Here is a 14,742-nt window from a genome sequence, read left to right on the forward strand (position 1 = left end):
AAGAGCATGCTCGATCCCAAACTGGTACGCACCCAGCCGCAAGAAGTGGCTGCCCGCCTGGCCACCCGTGGCTTCCAACTGGATGTCGCACGCATCGAAGCGCTGGAAGAGCAGCGCAAGTCGGTACAGACCCGTACCGAGCAGCTGCAAGCCGAGCGCAACGCGCGTTCCAAGGCGATCGGCCAGGCCAAGCAGCGTGGCGAGGACATCGCGCCGCTGCTGGCCGATGTCGACCGCATGGGCTCCGAACTGGAGGAAGGCAAGCGCCAGCTGGACGCTATCCAGGGCGAACTGGATGCCATGCTGCTGGGCATTCCCAACCTGCCGCACGAGTCGGTGCCGGTCGGTGCCGACGAGGACGCCAACGTCGAAGTGCGTCGCTGGGGCACGCCGAAGACCTTCGATTTCGAGGTCAAGGACCATGTCGCCCTCGGTGAACGGCACGGCTGGCTGGATTTCGAGACCGCCGCCAAGCTTTCCGGCGCGCGCTTCGCCCTCATGCGCGGCCCGATCGCCCGCCTGCATCGCGCCCTGGCGCAGTTCATGATCAACCTGCATACCGCCGAGCATGGCTACGAGGAGGCCTACACCCCCTATCTCGTCCAGGCTCCGGCGCTGCAGGGCACCGGCCAGTTGCCGAAGTTCGAGGAGGACCTGTTCAAGATCGGCCGCGACGGCGAAGCCGACCTCTACCTGATCCCGACCGCCGAGGTTTCGCTGACCAACATCGTCTCCGGGCAGATCCTCGATGCCAAGCAGTTGCCGCTGAAGTTCGTCGCCCATACCCCGTGCTTCCGCAGCGAGGCTGGTGCCTCCGGGCGCGATACCCGCGGCATGATCCGCCAGCACCAGTTCGACAAGGTGGAGATGGTGCAGATCGTCGATCCGGCCACCTCCTACGAGGCGCTGGAAGGCCTGACCGCTAACGCCGAGCGCGTCCTGCAACTGCTCGAGCTGCCGTATCGGGTGCTGGCGCTGTGCACCGGCGACATGGGCTTCGGTGCGACCAAGACCTACGACCTGGAAGTCTGGGTTCCCAGCCAGGACAAGTACCGCGAGATTTCCTCCTGCTCCAACTGCGGCGACTTCCAGGCCCGGCGCATGCAGGCCCGCTACCGCAATCCGGAAACCGGCAAGCCCGAGCTGGTGCACACCCTCAACGGCTCCGGCCTGGCCGTCGGCCGCACCCTGGTGGCGGTGCTGGAGAACTACCAGCAGGCGGACGGCTCGATCCGTGTGCCGGAAGTCCTCAAGCCCTACATGGCTGGCATCGAGGTGATCGGCTGACATGGATTTCCTGCCGCTGTTCCACTCCTTGCAAGGGCGCCTCGCGCTGGTGGTCGGCGGCGGCGAAGTCGCCCTGCGCAAGGCGCGCCTGCTGGCCGACGCCGGCGCGCGCCTGCGCGTGGTCGCACCGCAGATCCACATCGAACTGCGGCATCTGGTGGAGCAGGGCGGCGGCGAGCTGCTCGAACGCGACTACCAGGACGGCGACCAGCCCGGCTGCGCCCTGATCATCGCCGCCACCGACGACGAACCGCTGAACGCCGAGGTGTCGCGAGCGGCCAATGCGCGCGGGATACCGGTCAACGTGGTGGACGCGCCGGCCCTGTGCAGCGTGATCTTCCCGGCCATCGTCGACCGTTCGCCGCTGGTGGTGGCGGTCTCCAGCGGCGGCGATGCGCCCGTGCTGGCGCGGCTGATCCGGGCCAAGCTGGAAACCTGGATTCCCTCGACCTACGGGCAACTGGCCGGACTCGCCAGCCGCTTCCGCCACCGGGTCAAGGAATTGCTACCCGACCTGCAGCAGCGCCGGGTGTTCTGGGAAAACCTGTTCCAGGGCGAGATCGCCGAGCGTGTCCTGGCCGGCCGTCCGGCGGAAGCCGAGCGTCTCCTGGAGGAGCGCCTGGCCGGCGGCCTCGCGCACATAGCCACGGGCGAGGTATATCTGGTCGGGGCCGGGCCGGGGGATCCGGACCTGCTGACGTTCCGTGCCCTGCGCCTGATGCAGCAGGCCGACGTGGTGCTCTACGATCGCCTGGTGGCGCCGTCGATCCTCGAATTATGCCGCCGCGATGCCGAACGCCTGTACGTCGGCAAGCGCCGCGCCGAACATGCGGTGCCGCAGGATCGGATCAACCGCCTGCTGGTGGAGCTGGCCAGCCAGGGCAAGCGCGTGCTGCGCCTGAAGGGTGGCGACCCGTTCATCTTCGGCCGCGGCGGTGAGGAAATCGACGAACTGGCTGCCCGCGGCATACCTTTCCAGGTCGTGCCGGGAATCACCGCGGCCAGCGGCTGCGCGGCCTACGCCGGGATTCCACTGACTCATCGCGATCATGCGCAATCGGTTCGTTTCGTCACCGGTCATCTGAAGGACGGCACCACCGACCTGCCGTGGCAGGACCTGGTAGCGCCTGGCCAGACCCTGGTGTTCTACATGGGCCTGGTGGGATTGCCGGTGATCTGCGAGCAACTGGTCGCCCACGGTCGCTCCGCACAGACCCCGGCGGCGCTGATCCAGCAGGGGACCACCGCCCAGCAGCGGGTATTCACCGGAACCCTGGAAAACCTGCCGCAACTGGTGGCTGAGCACGAAGTGCATGCGCCGACCCTGGTGATCGTCGGCGAAGTCGTGCAACTGCGCGACAAGCTGGCCTGGTTCGAAGGCGCCCGCGAGGACGCCTGAGCCTTCAGCCTTCTCCCCAGATGCCCTTGCCGGGAAGTCGTTCCCGGCCTGGCGCGCGCGCCAGGTCGAGACGCGGGCCCAGCGGTACTATCCCGGTCGGGTTGATGGTGCGGTGGCTGGCGTAGTAGTGCCCCTTGATATGTTCGAAGTCCACTGTCTCGCCGATGCCCGGGCGTTGGTACAGTTCGCGCAGCCAGCCGGAGAGATTCGGGTAGTCTTCGATGCGCCGCAGGTTGCACTTGAAGTGTCCGTGGTACACCGCATCGAAGCGCACCAGGGTGGTGAACAGGCGGATATCGGCCTCGGTCAGGTATTCGCCGGCCAGGTAGCGGCGTTCGCCGAGCAAGCCTTCCAGGTAGTCCAGCTCCTCGAACAACTGGACGAAGGCCTCCTCGTAGGCGTCCTGGCGAGTGGCGAAGCCAGCACGGTACACGCCGTTGTTGACCGCAGGATAGATGCGTCCGTTGAGGCGGTCGATCTCCTCGCGCAGCGGCTCCGGGTAGAAGTCCAGCGCGTTGGCGCCGATGGCGTCGAAGGCGCTGTTGAAGATGCGGACGATATCGGCTGATTCGTTGTTGACGATCTTCTGCGCCTGCTTGTCCCACAGCAGCGGCACCGTGACCCGGCCGCTGTAGTGCGGGTCGTCGCGGGTATAGCGCTGGTGCAGAAAGGCCAGGCCGTCGAGGCGATCGCCGGTGGAGCCGTGGGCGGGGTCGAAGGTCCAGCCGTTCTCGCGCATCAGCCAACTGACCACCGAAACATCGACCAGCGACTCCAGCCCCTTCAGCTTGCGCACGATCAGGGTCCGATGGGCCCAGGGGCAGGCCAGCGAGACATAGAGATGGTAGCGCCCGCCCTCGGCGGGGAACGCCGGCTCGCCCAGCCAATGGCGGCGCTGGGCGTTTTCGCGCTGGAAGCGGCCGTCTTTCTGTGTGTCATACCACTGGTCGTGCCAGCGGCCATCGATCAACTGTCCCATGAGCGGGTTCCTCCATACGTCGTTGGAGGAACAGTCTAGTGTCGGGCGATCGATAAATTTATATAAATAAAGGGCTATTCGTATCGATCAGATCGATTCGTTTCGGGTCGCCCAGTAGTGCGCGGCTTCCTTGAAGGCTTCTTCGCGATTCTTGCCAAGGGCCCGTAGCGCCAGGGCCATGCTGGAGAGCACCGCCAGGTGGCCATAGGCGTCGCCTTCGCGGCCGTCCCAGACGGCCCGAAGGAAACCCGGGTCGAGCTGTTCCGGCTTCATGTGCCGGTGCGTCGACAATGCCGGCCATTCCTCGTCCCAGGCTTCGCCCTGGTCGCAACCATACAGGTGGGCGACGACGTCCGGGTTGACTTCGATCTCGCCGCCTTCGCCCTTGATGACGATGGCCCGGTCGCCGAGCAGGCGGCTGGCCTCGCGGTGGGTTTCCTGGTAACCGGGGTGGAAGATGCTCTGCAGGATGCAATCCGCATTCAGGGGGTTGAGCAGGCGAACCAGCGAATGGATCGGCGAGCGCAGACCGAGGGTATTGCGCAGATCGATCATACGTTGCAGCACCGGCATCCAGGCACCGAGCGGAATGAACGCCAGGTGGCCGCGCTCCAGGGCCTGCTCTACCTGCAGCCAGTCGTGGCAGAGCGGGATCTCCAGCGCCGCCAGCAACTGTTCGCTGTACAGGCGTCCGGCGGTATGCGCGCCGCCGCCGTGCATGAGGATGCGCACGCCATGGCCGGCCAGGCACTTGGCGGCCAGCAGGTACCAGGGCAGGTGGCGCTTCTTGCCGGCGTAACTGGGCCAGTCGAGGTCGACGCGCAAGGACGGGACTTGCAGGCGCTCGCGCACCGCCTCGGTGAAACCGGCCAGTTCCTCGCTGCTTTCCTCCTTGTGCCGCAGGAGCATGAGGAAGGCGCCCAGCTGGGTGTCCTCGACCCTGCCGTCGAGGATCATGCCGAGGGCCTCGCGGGCTTCCTCCCGGGTCAGGCTGCGCGCTCCGCGCTTGCCTTTGCCGAGGATGCGGACGAACTGGGCGAACGGATGTTCGGCGGGAGTCGAGAGAGTCATAGACAGTTGCTCGGTTTCGGCAGGCCGGCCAGCTTCGCGCCAAGCTTGGCCGGGGCGCCCTTGAACAGGTGGTTGAGGTGCAGGCTGTTGCCCTTGTCCGGACCCAGTCGCTGGGCGACGTACTTGATCAGCGGGCGGTTGGCCGGAGACAGCTGGAACTCCGCATAGAACTCGCGGAGCAGTTGGAGAATCTCCCAGTGCTCGGCGGTCAGGGCCAGCTCCTCGCGGGCGGCCAGGGCTTCCGCCACCGGCTCCGACCAATCGTCGAGGGCGGCGAGGTAGCCGTCCTTGTCCAGCCGGATTTCCCGGCCTTCCAGCGTAAGGAGCGTCATAGCCAACTGTTGACCTTGTCGAAGCGGGTGGCGAGTTCGACGAAGCCGGGGTAGTCCACCGCCACCAGGCGAGCGGGGACGTCCTCGATACCGCGCGCCTGGAGGTCTTCCAGCAGGGCGAACAGTTCGATTTCCGCCGGCATCAGTTCCAGGGCCTGGCAGGCGTGGCTGCCGGCCAGCAAGGCGTGCACGGCGTCGCCGCAGAGCAGCAGGCCGTCGCCGGGGTTGAGCAGGTACAGGCAACTGCCCAGGCGGCCGTCATTGAACGGCGAGCGGGACAGTACGTGGAGGGTCGTGGCCATCAGAGGGTAATCACCTGGTCGTAGCGTTGCAGCAGGTCGCGCAGGGCCTGGTCGTCGAGCACCTCGACCGCGAGGGCCAGGCGCTCTTCCGCCAGGCCACGCTCGCGCAGGCTGCGGGCCGAGACGTAGAGGTCGTCCACGCCGAACATCGGAAGGGCCTGCAGGTTGGCCTGCAGGTCCTTCTGCTGCAGGTGCGCAGGATGCTGGCCGGGAGCCAGCTGGAACGCGCCGTCGTCGAGGAACAGCATGCCGACCGGTAGATCGAAGGCGCCGCCGGCCAGGGCTATGTCCAGCGCCTCGCGGGCGCTCGGGCCGGACCAGGGCGACTGGCGGCTGATGATCAGCAGCGACTGGCTCATCGGTCGCCTCCGAAGCAGACCAGGCGGTCCGCGCTTTGCGCCGCCTCGTGCAACTGGCCGAGTCCGGACAGCTCCCATGGTGCGCCAAGGTTGGCGCCGGGACGGCCGTAGCGTTCGGCTTCCTCGGCGTTCAGCACGCCGCGGCGCAGGGCGGCGGCGATGCAGACCACGGCGTCCAGGCCGTTGCGCTCGACCAACTCGCGCCAGGCGGCGGGCAGGTCGAACTCGTCCTGGCCGCTCACGACGTTGGCCGAGGCGCTGTGCACGCCGTCCTGGTAGAAGAACAGGCGGACGATTTCGTGCCCGCCGGCCAGCGCGGCTTCGCTGAAGCGCAGCGCGCGGCGGGCGGCGGGGGAGTGGGGAGGGTCGAATAGGGCGATGGCGAATTTCATGCTGCGATACGCGAAGGATTTCTTCGAATGATAAACCAATGCCTGTGTTTTGCCGGTCCTCAAATGAAAAAGCCCGTCGCGGGGACGGGCTTTTCCGGAGGCGCTTTCTATCAGTCGTCGCCGCCGGCGATGCCGAAGATCTGCAACAGGCTGATGAACAGGTTGTAGATCGACACGTACAGGCTGATGGTGGCCATGATGTAGTTGCGTTCGCCGCCGTGGATGATCGCGCTGGTCTGGTAGAGGATCATCGCCGAGGAGAACAGGACGAAGCCGGCGCTGATCGCCAGTTGCAGGCCACTGATCTGGAAGAACAGCGATACCAGCACGGCGCCCAGCAGGACGAAGAAGCCGGCGGTGATGAAGCCGGACAGGAAGCTCATGTCCTTGCGGGTGGTCAGCACATAGGCGGACAGGCCGAAGAACACCAGGGCGGTCATGGCGAACGCCGAAGTGATGACGCTGCCGCCGTTGGGCAGGCCGAGGTACATGTTGAGGATCGGGCCGAGCGTGTAGCCCATGAAGCCGGTCAGGGCGAAAGTGCTGACCAGCCCCCAGGCGCTGTTGCGCAGCTTCACGGTGAGGAAGAACAGGCCGTAGAAGCCGATCAGCACCACGAACACGTTCGGATAGGGCAGGCGCATCTGCTGCGAAACGTAGGCCACCAGGCCGCTGAAGGCCAGGGTGAGTGCCAGCAGGCCGTAGGTATTGCGCAGAACGCCGCTGACTTCACGCTGTTCCGCGACGGCGGAGTTCAGCTGATATTGCTGTTCTTGCATGGTGTGGGTACTCCTTAACGGGAACGGGTCCATGACGTACTGATGGGCATGATAGCAAAGCCTCTGCCAGGGCCAATCGATAGAGTTTGACAGTGTGTTGCTATCCGGTACTATGGCGCCCCGCGATGCGGAGGTGTGGCCGAGTGGTTTAAGGCAACGGTCTTGAAAACCGTCGAAGGGGAGACTCTTCCGTGAGTTCGAATCTCACCGCCTCCGCCATATCCGCGTACTGAAAAGCCCCGCTGAGCGGGGCTTTTGCATTTTCGGGGCGCTGCTCTTCCGCACTTCCGGATCGTTTCCGCAGCCTGCCCGGCGTCGATTCGATGACTCTCCGATTTCGTCGGGTAATGGCTTCAGATCACGAAGAAGCCGTGGGTTCCGTCGCGACCGAGTTGCTCCACCAGGCCGAACTCCCAGTCCAGGTAGCCCTGCATCGCTTCGCGCGGATTGTCGGTACCTTCGTAGGGGCGGCGGTAGCGGTCGATGCGCGGCGACGCCAACAGGCTTTCGCCGTCTTCCGTCGGCAGGCCCGCGGCGACCCAGGCGCTGGTGCCGCCGTCGAGAAGGAACACCGGCTTGCCGCTGAGTGCCTGGACTTCCGCCACGGCGAAGCGCGCCAGCAGGCTGCTGCCGCAGGTGAGTACGTAGCGCTCGGCCGTGCCCAGCCGTTCCAGTGCCTGCTTCAACTGGCTGCGCAATACCCAGGCGGCGCCGGGGATGTGGCGTTTCGCATAGTTGGCGCTGGCGGTGAAGTCGAGCACCCGGGTGCCCGGTTCGCCCAGCCAGGCGGCGAGGGTGGTCGGGTCGATGGTGTCGGCCCGGGGTTGCCCCGGCAGCGGCGCGCTCCAGGCGCCCCTCTCGCTGAAGTCGGCGTCGGAGAGTCCGTCCAGTACCGCGACCTGCCAGCCCATCTGGGCCAGCCAGGAGGCGCTCATGTTGGCGCGTACGCCATCGTCGTCCACCAGTACCAGGCGCGCGCCGCGCACGCTGGCGACATGGTCGGTTTCCTGAACCAGCTGGCCACCGGGCGTGGAGCGGGAGCCAGGCAGGTGACCGGCTTCGTATTCCTCGGGCGGGCGTACGTCGAGCAGGTAGGTGGTGCGGTCGTGCTCGTCCTGCCATTGGGCCAGACCGGCCAGGTCGAGGCGTTCGACGCCGGCGCGGTCGGCGACGGCACGGGCGCGCTGGGCGGCGGCCTTGCGAGTGTCCTGCGAGATCGCACCGAAGCGTCGCGTCTGGCCGTGTTCCAGTTGCTGACCGGCCAGCGTCCAGCCGATGGTGCCGTTGCGTAATGCCGCCACCGGGTTGGGGATGCCGGCGTTGAGCAGCGACTGGGTACCGATGATGCTACGAGTGCGCCCGGCACAGTTGACTATCACCCGGGTGCGCGGGTCCGGCGCCAGTTCGGCGACGCGCAGCACCAGTTCGGCGCCGGGCACGCTGATGCCGCCGGGGATACTCATGGTCTGGTATTCGTCGAAACGACGGGCATCCAGGATCACCGCGTCGGCCCTGGCGTCGAGCAAAGCCTGTACTTCCTCCGCGGCCAGCGATGGCGTGTGGCGCTCGGCCTCCACCAGTTCGCCGAAGGCCTTGCTCGGCACGTTCACATCCCTGAACAGCTCGCCGCCGGCGTTGCGCCAACCGGACAGGCCGCCATCGAGCAAGGCCACGTCGCTGTAGCCGAGGTCGAGGAGGCGTTGCGCGGCGACCGGCGCCAGGCCTTCGCCGTCGTCGTAGACGGTAATCGGCGTGTCGCGGCGCGGCACCCGGGCATGGATCTCCAGTTCCAGCCTGGACAGCGGCAGGTTGGCGGCGAACAGGGGATGGGCCTGGGCGAACGGGTCCTCCTCGCGCACGTCGAGCAGCGCCAGCTCCCGGCGGGCGAGGAGAGCGGCGCGGATATCGTGGAAGGTGCGTACGGCGATCTGGCTCATGCGGGGTTCTCTTTCGACAGGTCCCAGATATTGGGCAAGCGGCTGTTGGAATAGCCGGAAATGAAGGGTTTTTCCTCACCTTCGGCGCTGAACACGGCACGCCGTACCGCACCGATATTGGCGCCGTAGACGTGGATACTGATGGATGTGCGGTCGCTGAAGGCGTTGCTCACCTGGTGCACGTCGCCAATGCGTGGCGACAGCGCTTCGACCTCGCCGGGCTCCAGGCGTCGACGGGCTCCGCTGGGATGCGGACGCCCCCCCGCATCGAAGGCGTACGGCTGCGAGTATTCGGCCCCGCGGAGCATGCCGATCAGGCCCCAGACCCGATGATCGTGTACCGGTGTGATCTGGCCCGGCCCCCAGACGAAGCTGACCACCGAGAAGCGCTGCCGTGAGTCGACATGCAGCAGGTACTGTTGGTAGCGCTGTGGATCGGGGCGGGCGCAGTCTTCCGGCAGCCAGTCGTCCTGGCGCACCAGCTCGGCCAGCAGGGGGGGGGCTTGGGTGAGCAGGGTGGATTCGTCGGGACGGCTGTCGAGCAGTGTCGCCAGCTCGCCGATGAACTGGCGCAGGCGGTCGAGGCGCAGGATGGATGACATGCGGGGATTCACTCCGGGAAGTTCTGGCGGTACGGTAGCAAACGCTTTTTTATTCCTGAAATGCATTTTGAATATAAGCTAATATGCGAGAAATGCAATTGGTGCCGGCCCCATGAAAATCGATGACATCGACGCCTTCGTCGCGGTGATCCGCAACGCTTCCCTGAGCCAGGCCGCCGAGAGCCTGGGCCTGACCCAGTCTGCGATCACCCGGCGGGTACAGAGCCTGGAGGAGTCCCTCGGAGTGGCATTGCTGGACCGCAATACCAAGCCGCTCAAACCCACCGCCAGCGGACTGCGGGTCTACGAACAGTGCCGGCGGGTGCTGCGCGAGGTGGATGGCCTGCGCGAACTGGTGGCCGGCGACGCCACACCAAGTGGCGTGCTGCGCCTGGGCGTGCCGCAGAGTATCGGCGAGGTGGTGTTGCTGGATGCCCTTCGGCGGCTGGCCGACGAGTACCCGGAGCTGCGCGCGCAGGTCGGCACTGGCTGGGGCAGCCATTTGCTGGCGCGCCTGGAGAATGCCGAACTGGACGCGGCAGTGGTGTTGTTTCCGCCAAGCAAGGTGTTCCCCGAAGAACTCGGCGCCACGCCCCTAGGGCGCATGGAACTCTGCGTGGTGGTCGCCCGCGACAGTGCCATCCAGGCGCGACGCCTGCTCGATTGCTACCACCATGGCTGGGTGCTCAACCCCGATGGCTGCGGCTTCCGTGCCGGCCTGCAACGGGCCCTGGCCGATCAGGGCCTGGGCCTGCAACTGAACCTCGAGACTTTCGGCAGCGAGCTGCAACTGGGCCTGGTCGCCGCGGGCCGGGGTCTCGGCCTGGTGCCGGCGCCGGCCCTGGCGCGTAGCCGCTACCGCGATCAGTTGCAGGTGCTGCAATTGGAGGATTTCCAGCCGCTGATCCAGCTCTGGCTGGTGCGTCCGCGCCTGCTGGGCAATCTGGAGACGCCGGCACGGCTGTTCGGCAGGGCGGTGGCCGAGGGGTTGGATATGCAAGCCGGTTGAGTAGCGGCGCCGGGAGATCCCCGGGAGACGGGAGCGTGAATGAGAAGGGGCTGCAGTCGGGATCAACATTCCCCTGCGAGCCCCTTTTCGCTTCAGAGGGAAGAGGGAGCGAGGGCGGCTACGCATAGTGTCCGCCTTGGGAAACGCAAAGACGGAAAAGCTAAATATGCGTGTTTAGCATATTAAGATATGACAAAAATGAATTTCCATCATGTAGCTACAGCCTGTAGCTTCTAAGAAAAGCACCCATGCAGATGTTTTTCTTATAACGACAGCCGCCAACCTTATCAGTCGAGCGGCCCAGGCGAGGGCAACAGCGTGAGCGTGGAAATTCTCGGCATGATCACCGCCACACCGAGTTCCGAGGTGGACCAGCCGTTGGGGGAGGCTGTGGACGCCGGTTTCGTCCGGCGTTTCGCCCAGGCCCATGAGGACGCCGGCTTCGACCGGGTGCTGGTGGGGTATTTCAGCAATGCCGCCGAGGGCGCGGTGGTCAGTTCCTTCGTCGCCGCTGCCACCCGGCGCCTTGGCGTTCTCCTGGCCTATCGCCCTGGGGTGATCGCAGCGCCGCTGGCGGCACGCCAACTGGCCACCTTGGATCAGTTCAGCGAGGGCCGCCTGGCCCTGAACGTAGTCAGTGGTGGTAACGACGAGGACCTCGCGCGCGATGGCGACTACCTCGACCATGACCGCCGCTACGCCCGTACCGACGAATACCTGCAAGCCCTGCGTGCTATCTGGACCGCCACGGGACCGGTGGATTTCGACGGCGAGTTCTACCGCTTCCAGGGCGCCTCGCCAGCGGTGCGCCCGCGCCAGTCGCCGCACATACCGATCTATTTCAGTGGCTCCTCCGACGCAGCCATCGAGGTCGCCGCCAGGCACGCCGACACCTACATGCTCTGGGGCGAGCCGCTGGCCGCGGTCGACGGGCATATCCGCCGAGTGCGCGCCGCCGCCAAGGCCCAGGGACGTGATCCGCGCTTCTCGGTGTCATTCCGGCCGATCGTCGCGGATACCGAGGAGGCCGCCTGGAAGCGTGCCGCCGAGGTGCTCGAACAGGTCCGCGAGAACCGTGCGCGCCTCGGTCTGCCGCTGCGCGACCACCAGCCGCAGAACGTCGGTTCGCAGCGCCTGCTGGCCGCCGCCGAGCAGGGCGAGGTGCTCGACAGCCGTTTGTGGACCGGCGTGGCCCGGCTGACCGGGGCGCGCTGGAACTCCACCGCCCTGGTAGGCACCCCCGAGCAGGTTGCCGCTGCGCTTGGCGAGTACTACCGGCTGGGCGTCTCGACCTTCCTGATTCGAGGCTTCGATCCGCTCGGCGACGCCGTGCGCTACGGCCAGGGCCTGATTCCCGCCATACATGACCATATCGCCCGCCTGCCGCTGTTGCGGCACGCCGGTTGAGGAGCTCCGATGAAACTCAAGCAATACCTGCTAACCAGCTTCGCCACGCTTCTGCTCGGTGCCTCCCTGGCCCAGGCCGCAGACCTGCCGACGTTGCGTGTGGGCGACCAGAACTACTACAACGTGCGGGCTTCCATGGAGGCCTCGGGAGTTCTCGAAGGCGCGCCTTACCAGGTCGAATGGAAGCATTTCCAGTCCGCCGCGCCGGTGGCCGAAGGGTTGCAGGCCGGAGCGCTGGACCTGGGTTTCCTCGGCGACTCGGGCTTCATCTTCCTCGCCGCCAAGGGTGCGCCGGTGAAGCTGGTCGGCGTCTCGCGGCAGAACCTCGATACCATAGCCCTGCTGGTGCCGAAGGATTCTCCGGTGCGCAGCATTGCCGATCTCAAGGGCAGGAAAGTCGCCTACTGGCCCGGTGCCTGGAGCCAGCAACTGACCTTGCGCGCGCTGGAGAAAGCCGGCTTGCCGAAGGACTACGTGGAGTTCGTCAAGCTGATGCCGATCGACGCCGCCGCCGCCTTGCCGCGCGGCAGCATCGATGCCTTTCCGGTGTGGGAGCCGTATATCTCGCAGCAGATCGTGGTTTCCGGCGCACGGCCGATTCTCACCGCCCGCGACCTGATGCCGGGGCTGTCCAGCATCGCCGCCAACGCTGCTTCCATCGAGCCCAGGCGCGCGCAGATCGCCGACTTCCTCGGCCGCCTGCGCAAGGCACGGGCCTGGGTCGAAGCACACAAGGAGCAGTACGCCGACCTCTGGGCGCAGAAGGCCAATCTCGACCGGGCAGTCTCCCGCCATTGGATCGGCCAGGCCGGCATGAGCGTCGGCCCGGTAGACGCCCAGGCCGCCACCGACTACCAGGAGACCGCGGATTTCCTGCTGCAGACCGGTGCCTTGCCCAAGCCGTTCGACACTTCCACGGTGATCGACACGTCCTTCAACGAAGCCTTCCACTGAGTACGGACCATGAGCATCCAGTTTCTCGGCATGATCGGCCATCGCCTGGCCTCGGAGACCCTCGCGCCGGTCGGACCTATCCTCGACAAGCCTTACATCGCCGCTTTCGCACGCGCCCACGAAGAGGCCGGCTTCGATCGAATCCTGGTCGGCTACTGGTCGGACCAGCCGGATGGATTCCTGGTGGCCGCCGCCGCTGGCCTGGCCACTTCCCGGATCGGTCTGCTGCTGGCGCACCGCCCCGGTTTCGTCGCCCCGACCCTGGCCGCGCGCAAGCTGGCGACCCTCGAACACCTCCTCGACGGGCGCCTGGCGGTGCATATCATCAGCGGCGGCAGCGACGCCGACCAGCGCAAGGACGGCGATTATCTCGACCACGACCAGCGCTATGCCCGCAGCGACGAATTCATCGAACTGCTCAAGCGCACCTGGACCAGCACCGAACCCTTCGATTTCCACGGCGCGTACTACCGCGTGGAGCACGCCTTCTCGGCCATCCGTCCACAGCAGAAACCGCACATTCCGGTGTATTTCGGCGGCTCCTCGGAAGCCGCGCTGAAGGTCGCCGGCAAGCAGGCCGATGTGTTCATGCTCTGGGGCGAACCTCTGGCACAGGCCGCCGAAACCATCTCCGCTGTGCGCGAACAGGCGCGCTCGAATAGTCGCGAAGTGGAATTCAGCCTGTCGTTCCGGCCCATCCTCGGGCGCACGGAGGACGAGGCCTGGGCCAAGGCCGAGGCGATACGCGCAAGCGCCGGCGCGCGCCTGGGCGAGGCCGGCTTCCCCAAGGGCAAGCCGCAGAGCGTCGGCGCCCAGCGTCTGCTCAAGGCGGTGGAGCAGGGCGAGCGCCTCGACGAGCGCCTTTGGACCGGAATCGCCAGGCTGGTCGGTGGCGGGCACAACTCCACCGCCCTGGTCGGTACCGCGGAACAGGTGGCCGACGCGCTGCTCGCCTACTACGACCTGGGCGTGCGCAATATCCTCATTCGCGGTTTCGATCCCCTCGCCGATGCCGTGGAATATGGCCGCGAGCTGATCCCGCTGACCCGCGCCAAAGTCGCCGAGCGCGAGCGCCGGCGCGCCACGGCCTGATCCCATGGCCGTCCTGCAGACTCCCTCGGCGGCGTTCGACGAATGGCTGCCGGAACTGACCCGGCAACTGGCGGAAAGCGCCGATGCCCATGACCGCAGCGGAGATTTTCCCCATGCCAACCTGGCCCTGCTGCGACACCACGGGCTGCTCGCCCTAGCCTTGCCGCCTGCGCTCGGCGGTCCCGGCGCCAGCCTCGGCGAGCTGCGCAGGGTAATCGGCGCGGTGGCTCGCGGCGAACCCTCCACGGCCCTGGTGCTGTGCATGCAGTACCTGCATTTGCGGCGCCTGGCCGATAACCCCGATTGGCCCGGCGCGCTCAAGCGGCGCGTGGCGCGCGAGGTGCTGGAGCAGGGGGCGTTGATCAATAGCCTGCGCGTGGAGCCCGAGCTGGGTTCGCCGTCACGCGGCGGTCTGCCGGGTACGCTGGCGCGGCGTGTCGGCGACGGCTGGCGGCTGTCCGGGCACAAGCTCTACACCACCGGCATTCCCGGGCTGACCTGGCTGGCGGTATGGGCGTGCAGCGACGAGCCGATCCCACGCGTGGGTACCTGGCTGGTGCGCCGCGACAGCCCAGGCATCCGTATCGTGGAGAGCTGGGACCATCTGGGCATGCGCGCCAGCGGCAGCCACGAGGTGCTCTTCGAAGAGGTGGCGGTGCCTCTGGAAAACGCCATCGGCCTGCATCCCCACGACCAGCCTCCGGCGCCGGACCAGGCCGTGCTGCGCGACTTCGCCCAGGCTAGCGCGGTGTTGCTTGGCGCTCTCTACGACGGTATCGCCGGGAGCGCCCGCGAGTGGCTCGTCGGCTGGCTGCGCGAGCGCGTGCCGGCCAGTCTCGGC

16 protein-coding genes and 1 tRNA gene are annotated in these 14,742 nt (G+C 66.7%); 8 read left to right on the top strand and 9 right to left on the bottom strand.

Annotated elements, in window-relative coordinates; all coding sequences use genetic code 11:
* Positions 1 to 6: 6 nt before the first annotated feature.
* Both serS and cysG read left to right on the top strand, forming a co-directional pair.
* Positions 7 to 1,287, top strand: a complete 1,281-nt coding sequence (gene serS / locus HMPREF2581_RS08780) for a serine--tRNA ligase (RefSeq protein WP_003097631.1) — start codon at positions 7 to 9, stop codon at positions 1,285 to 1,287.
* Position 1,288: 1 nt separating this feature from the next.
* Complete coding sequence (cysG, locus tag HMPREF2581_RS08785) at positions 1,289 to 2,686, top strand: siroheme synthase CysG (RefSeq protein WP_003138949.1); 1,398 nt, start codon at positions 1,289 to 1,291, stop codon at positions 2,684 to 2,686.
* Between the two features lie 4 nt (positions 2,687 to 2,690).
* Here the strand turns inward: cysG and HMPREF2581_RS08790 are convergent, their stop codons facing one another.
* The 7 genes from HMPREF2581_RS08790 to HMPREF2581_RS08820 form a co-directional block, all read right to left on the bottom strand.
* The gene (locus tag HMPREF2581_RS08790) at positions 2,691 to 3,665 is read right to left on the bottom strand and encodes a glutathione S-transferase family protein (RefSeq protein WP_003138951.1); all 975 of its coding nucleotides are present in this window, start codon (positions 3,663 to 3,665) and stop codon (positions 2,691 to 2,693) included.
* Positions 3,666 to 3,752: 87 nt separating this feature from the next.
* Entirely contained in the window at positions 3,753 to 4,736 is a 984-nt protein-coding gene (locus HMPREF2581_RS08795; protein WP_003108776.1) for a glycosyl transferase family protein, read from the bottom strand.
* A complete protein-coding gene (locus HMPREF2581_RS08800; protein ID WP_003090393.1) occupies positions 4,733 to 5,068 on the bottom strand; it encodes a TusE/DsrC/DsvC family sulfur relay protein in 336 nt (111 codons plus the stop codon). Before HMPREF2581_RS08800 ends, HMPREF2581_RS08795 begins: the two co-directional genes overlap by 4 nt.
* The gene (gene tusB / locus HMPREF2581_RS08805; RefSeq protein WP_003090391.1) at positions 5,065 to 5,370 is read right to left on the bottom strand and encodes a sulfurtransferase complex subunit TusB; all 306 of its coding nucleotides are present in this window, start codon (positions 5,368 to 5,370) and stop codon (positions 5,065 to 5,067) included. The genes HMPREF2581_RS08800 and tusB overlap by 4 nt, the downstream gene beginning before the upstream one ends.
* A complete protein-coding gene (gene tusC, locus HMPREF2581_RS08810) occupies positions 5,370 to 5,729 on the bottom strand; it encodes a sulfurtransferase complex subunit TusC (protein WP_003090389.1) in 360 nt (119 codons plus the stop codon). Before tusC ends, tusB begins: the two co-directional genes overlap by 1 nt.
* Positions 5,726 to 6,121, bottom strand: a complete 396-nt coding sequence (gene tusD / locus HMPREF2581_RS08815) for a sulfurtransferase complex subunit TusD (RefSeq protein ID WP_003090387.1) — start codon at positions 6,119 to 6,121, stop codon at positions 5,726 to 5,728. Before tusD ends, tusC begins: the two co-directional genes overlap by 4 nt.
* 110 nt (positions 6,122 to 6,231) lie before the next feature.
* Positions 6,232 to 6,900: a Bax inhibitor-1/YccA family protein gene (locus HMPREF2581_RS08820; protein WP_003090386.1), complete on the bottom strand. Its 669-nt coding sequence runs from the start codon at positions 6,898 to 6,900 to the stop codon at positions 6,232 to 6,234.
* Between the two features lie 129 nt (positions 6,901 to 7,029).
* Here HMPREF2581_RS08820 and HMPREF2581_RS08825 point away from each other — a divergent pair.
* Positions 7,030 to 7,119 (top strand) — tRNA-Ser (locus tag HMPREF2581_RS08825).
* Between the two features lie 134 nt (positions 7,120 to 7,253).
* Here HMPREF2581_RS08825 and HMPREF2581_RS08830 read toward each other — a convergent pair.
* Together HMPREF2581_RS08830 and HMPREF2581_RS08835 are read right to left on the bottom strand one after the other, a co-directional pair.
* The gene (locus HMPREF2581_RS08830) at positions 7,254 to 8,837 is read right to left on the bottom strand and encodes a rhodanese-related sulfurtransferase (protein ID WP_003138955.1); all 1,584 of its coding nucleotides are present in this window, start codon (positions 8,835 to 8,837) and stop codon (positions 7,254 to 7,256) included.
* The gene (locus HMPREF2581_RS08835; RefSeq protein ID WP_003090384.1) at positions 8,834 to 9,439 is read right to left on the bottom strand and encodes a 3-mercaptopropionate dioxygenase; all 606 of its coding nucleotides are present in this window, start codon (positions 9,437 to 9,439) and stop codon (positions 8,834 to 8,836) included. The genes HMPREF2581_RS08830 and HMPREF2581_RS08835 overlap by 4 nt, the downstream gene beginning before the upstream one ends.
* Before the next feature lie 112 nt (positions 9,440 to 9,551).
* Here HMPREF2581_RS08835 and HMPREF2581_RS08840 point away from each other — a divergent pair, with 112 nt between their 5' ends.
* The 5 genes from HMPREF2581_RS08840 to HMPREF2581_RS08860 all read left to right on the top strand — a co-directional run.
* On the top strand, positions 9,552 to 10,448 hold the full coding sequence (locus HMPREF2581_RS08840; RefSeq protein WP_003090383.1) for a LysR family transcriptional regulator: 897 nt from the start codon (positions 9,552 to 9,554) through the stop codon (positions 10,446 to 10,448).
* A 339-nt stretch (positions 10,449 to 10,787) separates the two neighbouring features.
* Positions 10,788 to 11,855, top strand: coding sequence for an LLM class flavin-dependent oxidoreductase (locus tag HMPREF2581_RS08845; RefSeq protein ID WP_003130938.1), 1,068 nt, complete (start codon positions 10,788 to 10,790; stop codon positions 11,853 to 11,855).
* A 9-nt stretch (positions 11,856 to 11,864) separates the two neighbouring features.
* A complete protein-coding gene (locus tag HMPREF2581_RS08850; protein WP_003130939.1) occupies positions 11,865 to 12,809 on the top strand; it encodes an ABC transporter substrate-binding protein in 945 nt (314 codons plus the stop codon).
* A gap of 9 nt (positions 12,810 to 12,818) precedes the next feature.
* Positions 12,819 to 13,901, top strand: a complete 1,083-nt coding sequence (locus HMPREF2581_RS08855) for an LLM class flavin-dependent oxidoreductase (RefSeq protein WP_003130942.1) — start codon at positions 12,819 to 12,821, stop codon at positions 13,899 to 13,901.
* A 4-nt stretch (positions 13,902 to 13,905) separates the two neighbouring features.
* The coding region (locus tag HMPREF2581_RS08860) for an acyl-CoA dehydrogenase family protein (protein WP_070867313.1) at positions 13,906 to 14,742 on the top strand (837 nt) is incomplete at its 3' end.

The sequence above is a fragment of the Pseudomonas sp. HMSC057H01 genome, from assembly GCF_001836405.1.
Lineage (GTDB): Bacteria > Pseudomonadota > Gammaproteobacteria > Pseudomonadales > Pseudomonadaceae > Pseudomonas > Pseudomonas aeruginosa.

Bases quoted from the DNA above. Each gene is read 5' to 3' on its own strand.
- HMPREF2581_RS08855 (WP_003130942.1), top strand. From the start codon at position 12,819: ATGAGCATCCAGTTTCTCGGCATGATCGGCCATCGCCTGGCCTCGGAG.
- serS (WP_003097631.1), top strand. From the start codon at position 7: ATGCTCGATCCCAAACTGGTACGCACCCAGCCGCAAGAAGTGGCTGCC.
- HMPREF2581_RS08850 (WP_003130939.1), top strand. From the start codon at position 11,865: ATGAAACTCAAGCAATACCTGCTAACCAGCTTCGCCACGCTTCTGCTC.
- HMPREF2581_RS08835 (WP_003090384.1), bottom strand. From the start codon at position 9,439: ATGTCATCCATCCTGCGCCTCGACCGCCTGCGCCAGTTCATCGGCGAG.
- HMPREF2581_RS08845 (WP_003130938.1), top strand. From the start codon at position 10,788: ATGATCACCGCCACACCGAGTTCCGAGGTGGACCAGCCGTTGGGGGAG.
- HMPREF2581_RS08820 (WP_003090386.1), bottom strand. From the start codon at position 6,900: ATGCAAGAACAGCAATATCAGCTGAACTCCGCCGTCGCGGAACAGCGT.
- tusD (WP_003090387.1), bottom strand. From the start codon at position 6,121: ATGAAATTCGCCATCGCCCTATTCGACCCTCCCCACTCCCCCGCCGCC.
- HMPREF2581_RS08830 (WP_003138955.1), bottom strand. From the start codon at position 8,837: ATGAGCCAGATCGCCGTACGCACCTTCCACGATATCCGCGCCGCTCTC.
- HMPREF2581_RS08800 (WP_003090393.1), bottom strand. From the start codon at position 5,068: ATGACGCTCCTTACGCTGGAAGGCCGGGAAATCCGGCTGGACAAGGAC.
- tusB (WP_003090391.1), bottom strand. From the start codon at position 5,370: ATGGCCACGACCCTCCACGTACTGTCCCGCTCGCCGTTCAATGACGGC.
- tusC (WP_003090389.1), bottom strand. From the start codon at position 5,729: ATGAGCCAGTCGCTGCTGATCATCAGCCGCCAGTCGCCCTGGTCCGGC.
- HMPREF2581_RS08790 (WP_003138951.1), bottom strand. From the start codon at position 3,665: ATGGGACAGTTGATCGATGGCCGCTGGCACGACCAGTGGTATGACACA.
- cysG (WP_003138949.1), top strand. From the start codon at position 1,289: ATGGATTTCCTGCCGCTGTTCCACTCCTTGCAAGGGCGCCTCGCGCTG.
- HMPREF2581_RS08840 (WP_003090383.1), top strand. From the start codon at position 9,552: ATGAAAATCGATGACATCGACGCCTTCGTCGCGGTGATCCGCAACGCT.
- HMPREF2581_RS08795 (WP_003108776.1), bottom strand. From the start codon at position 4,736: ATGACTCTCTCGACTCCCGCCGAACATCCGTTCGCCCAGTTCGTCCGC.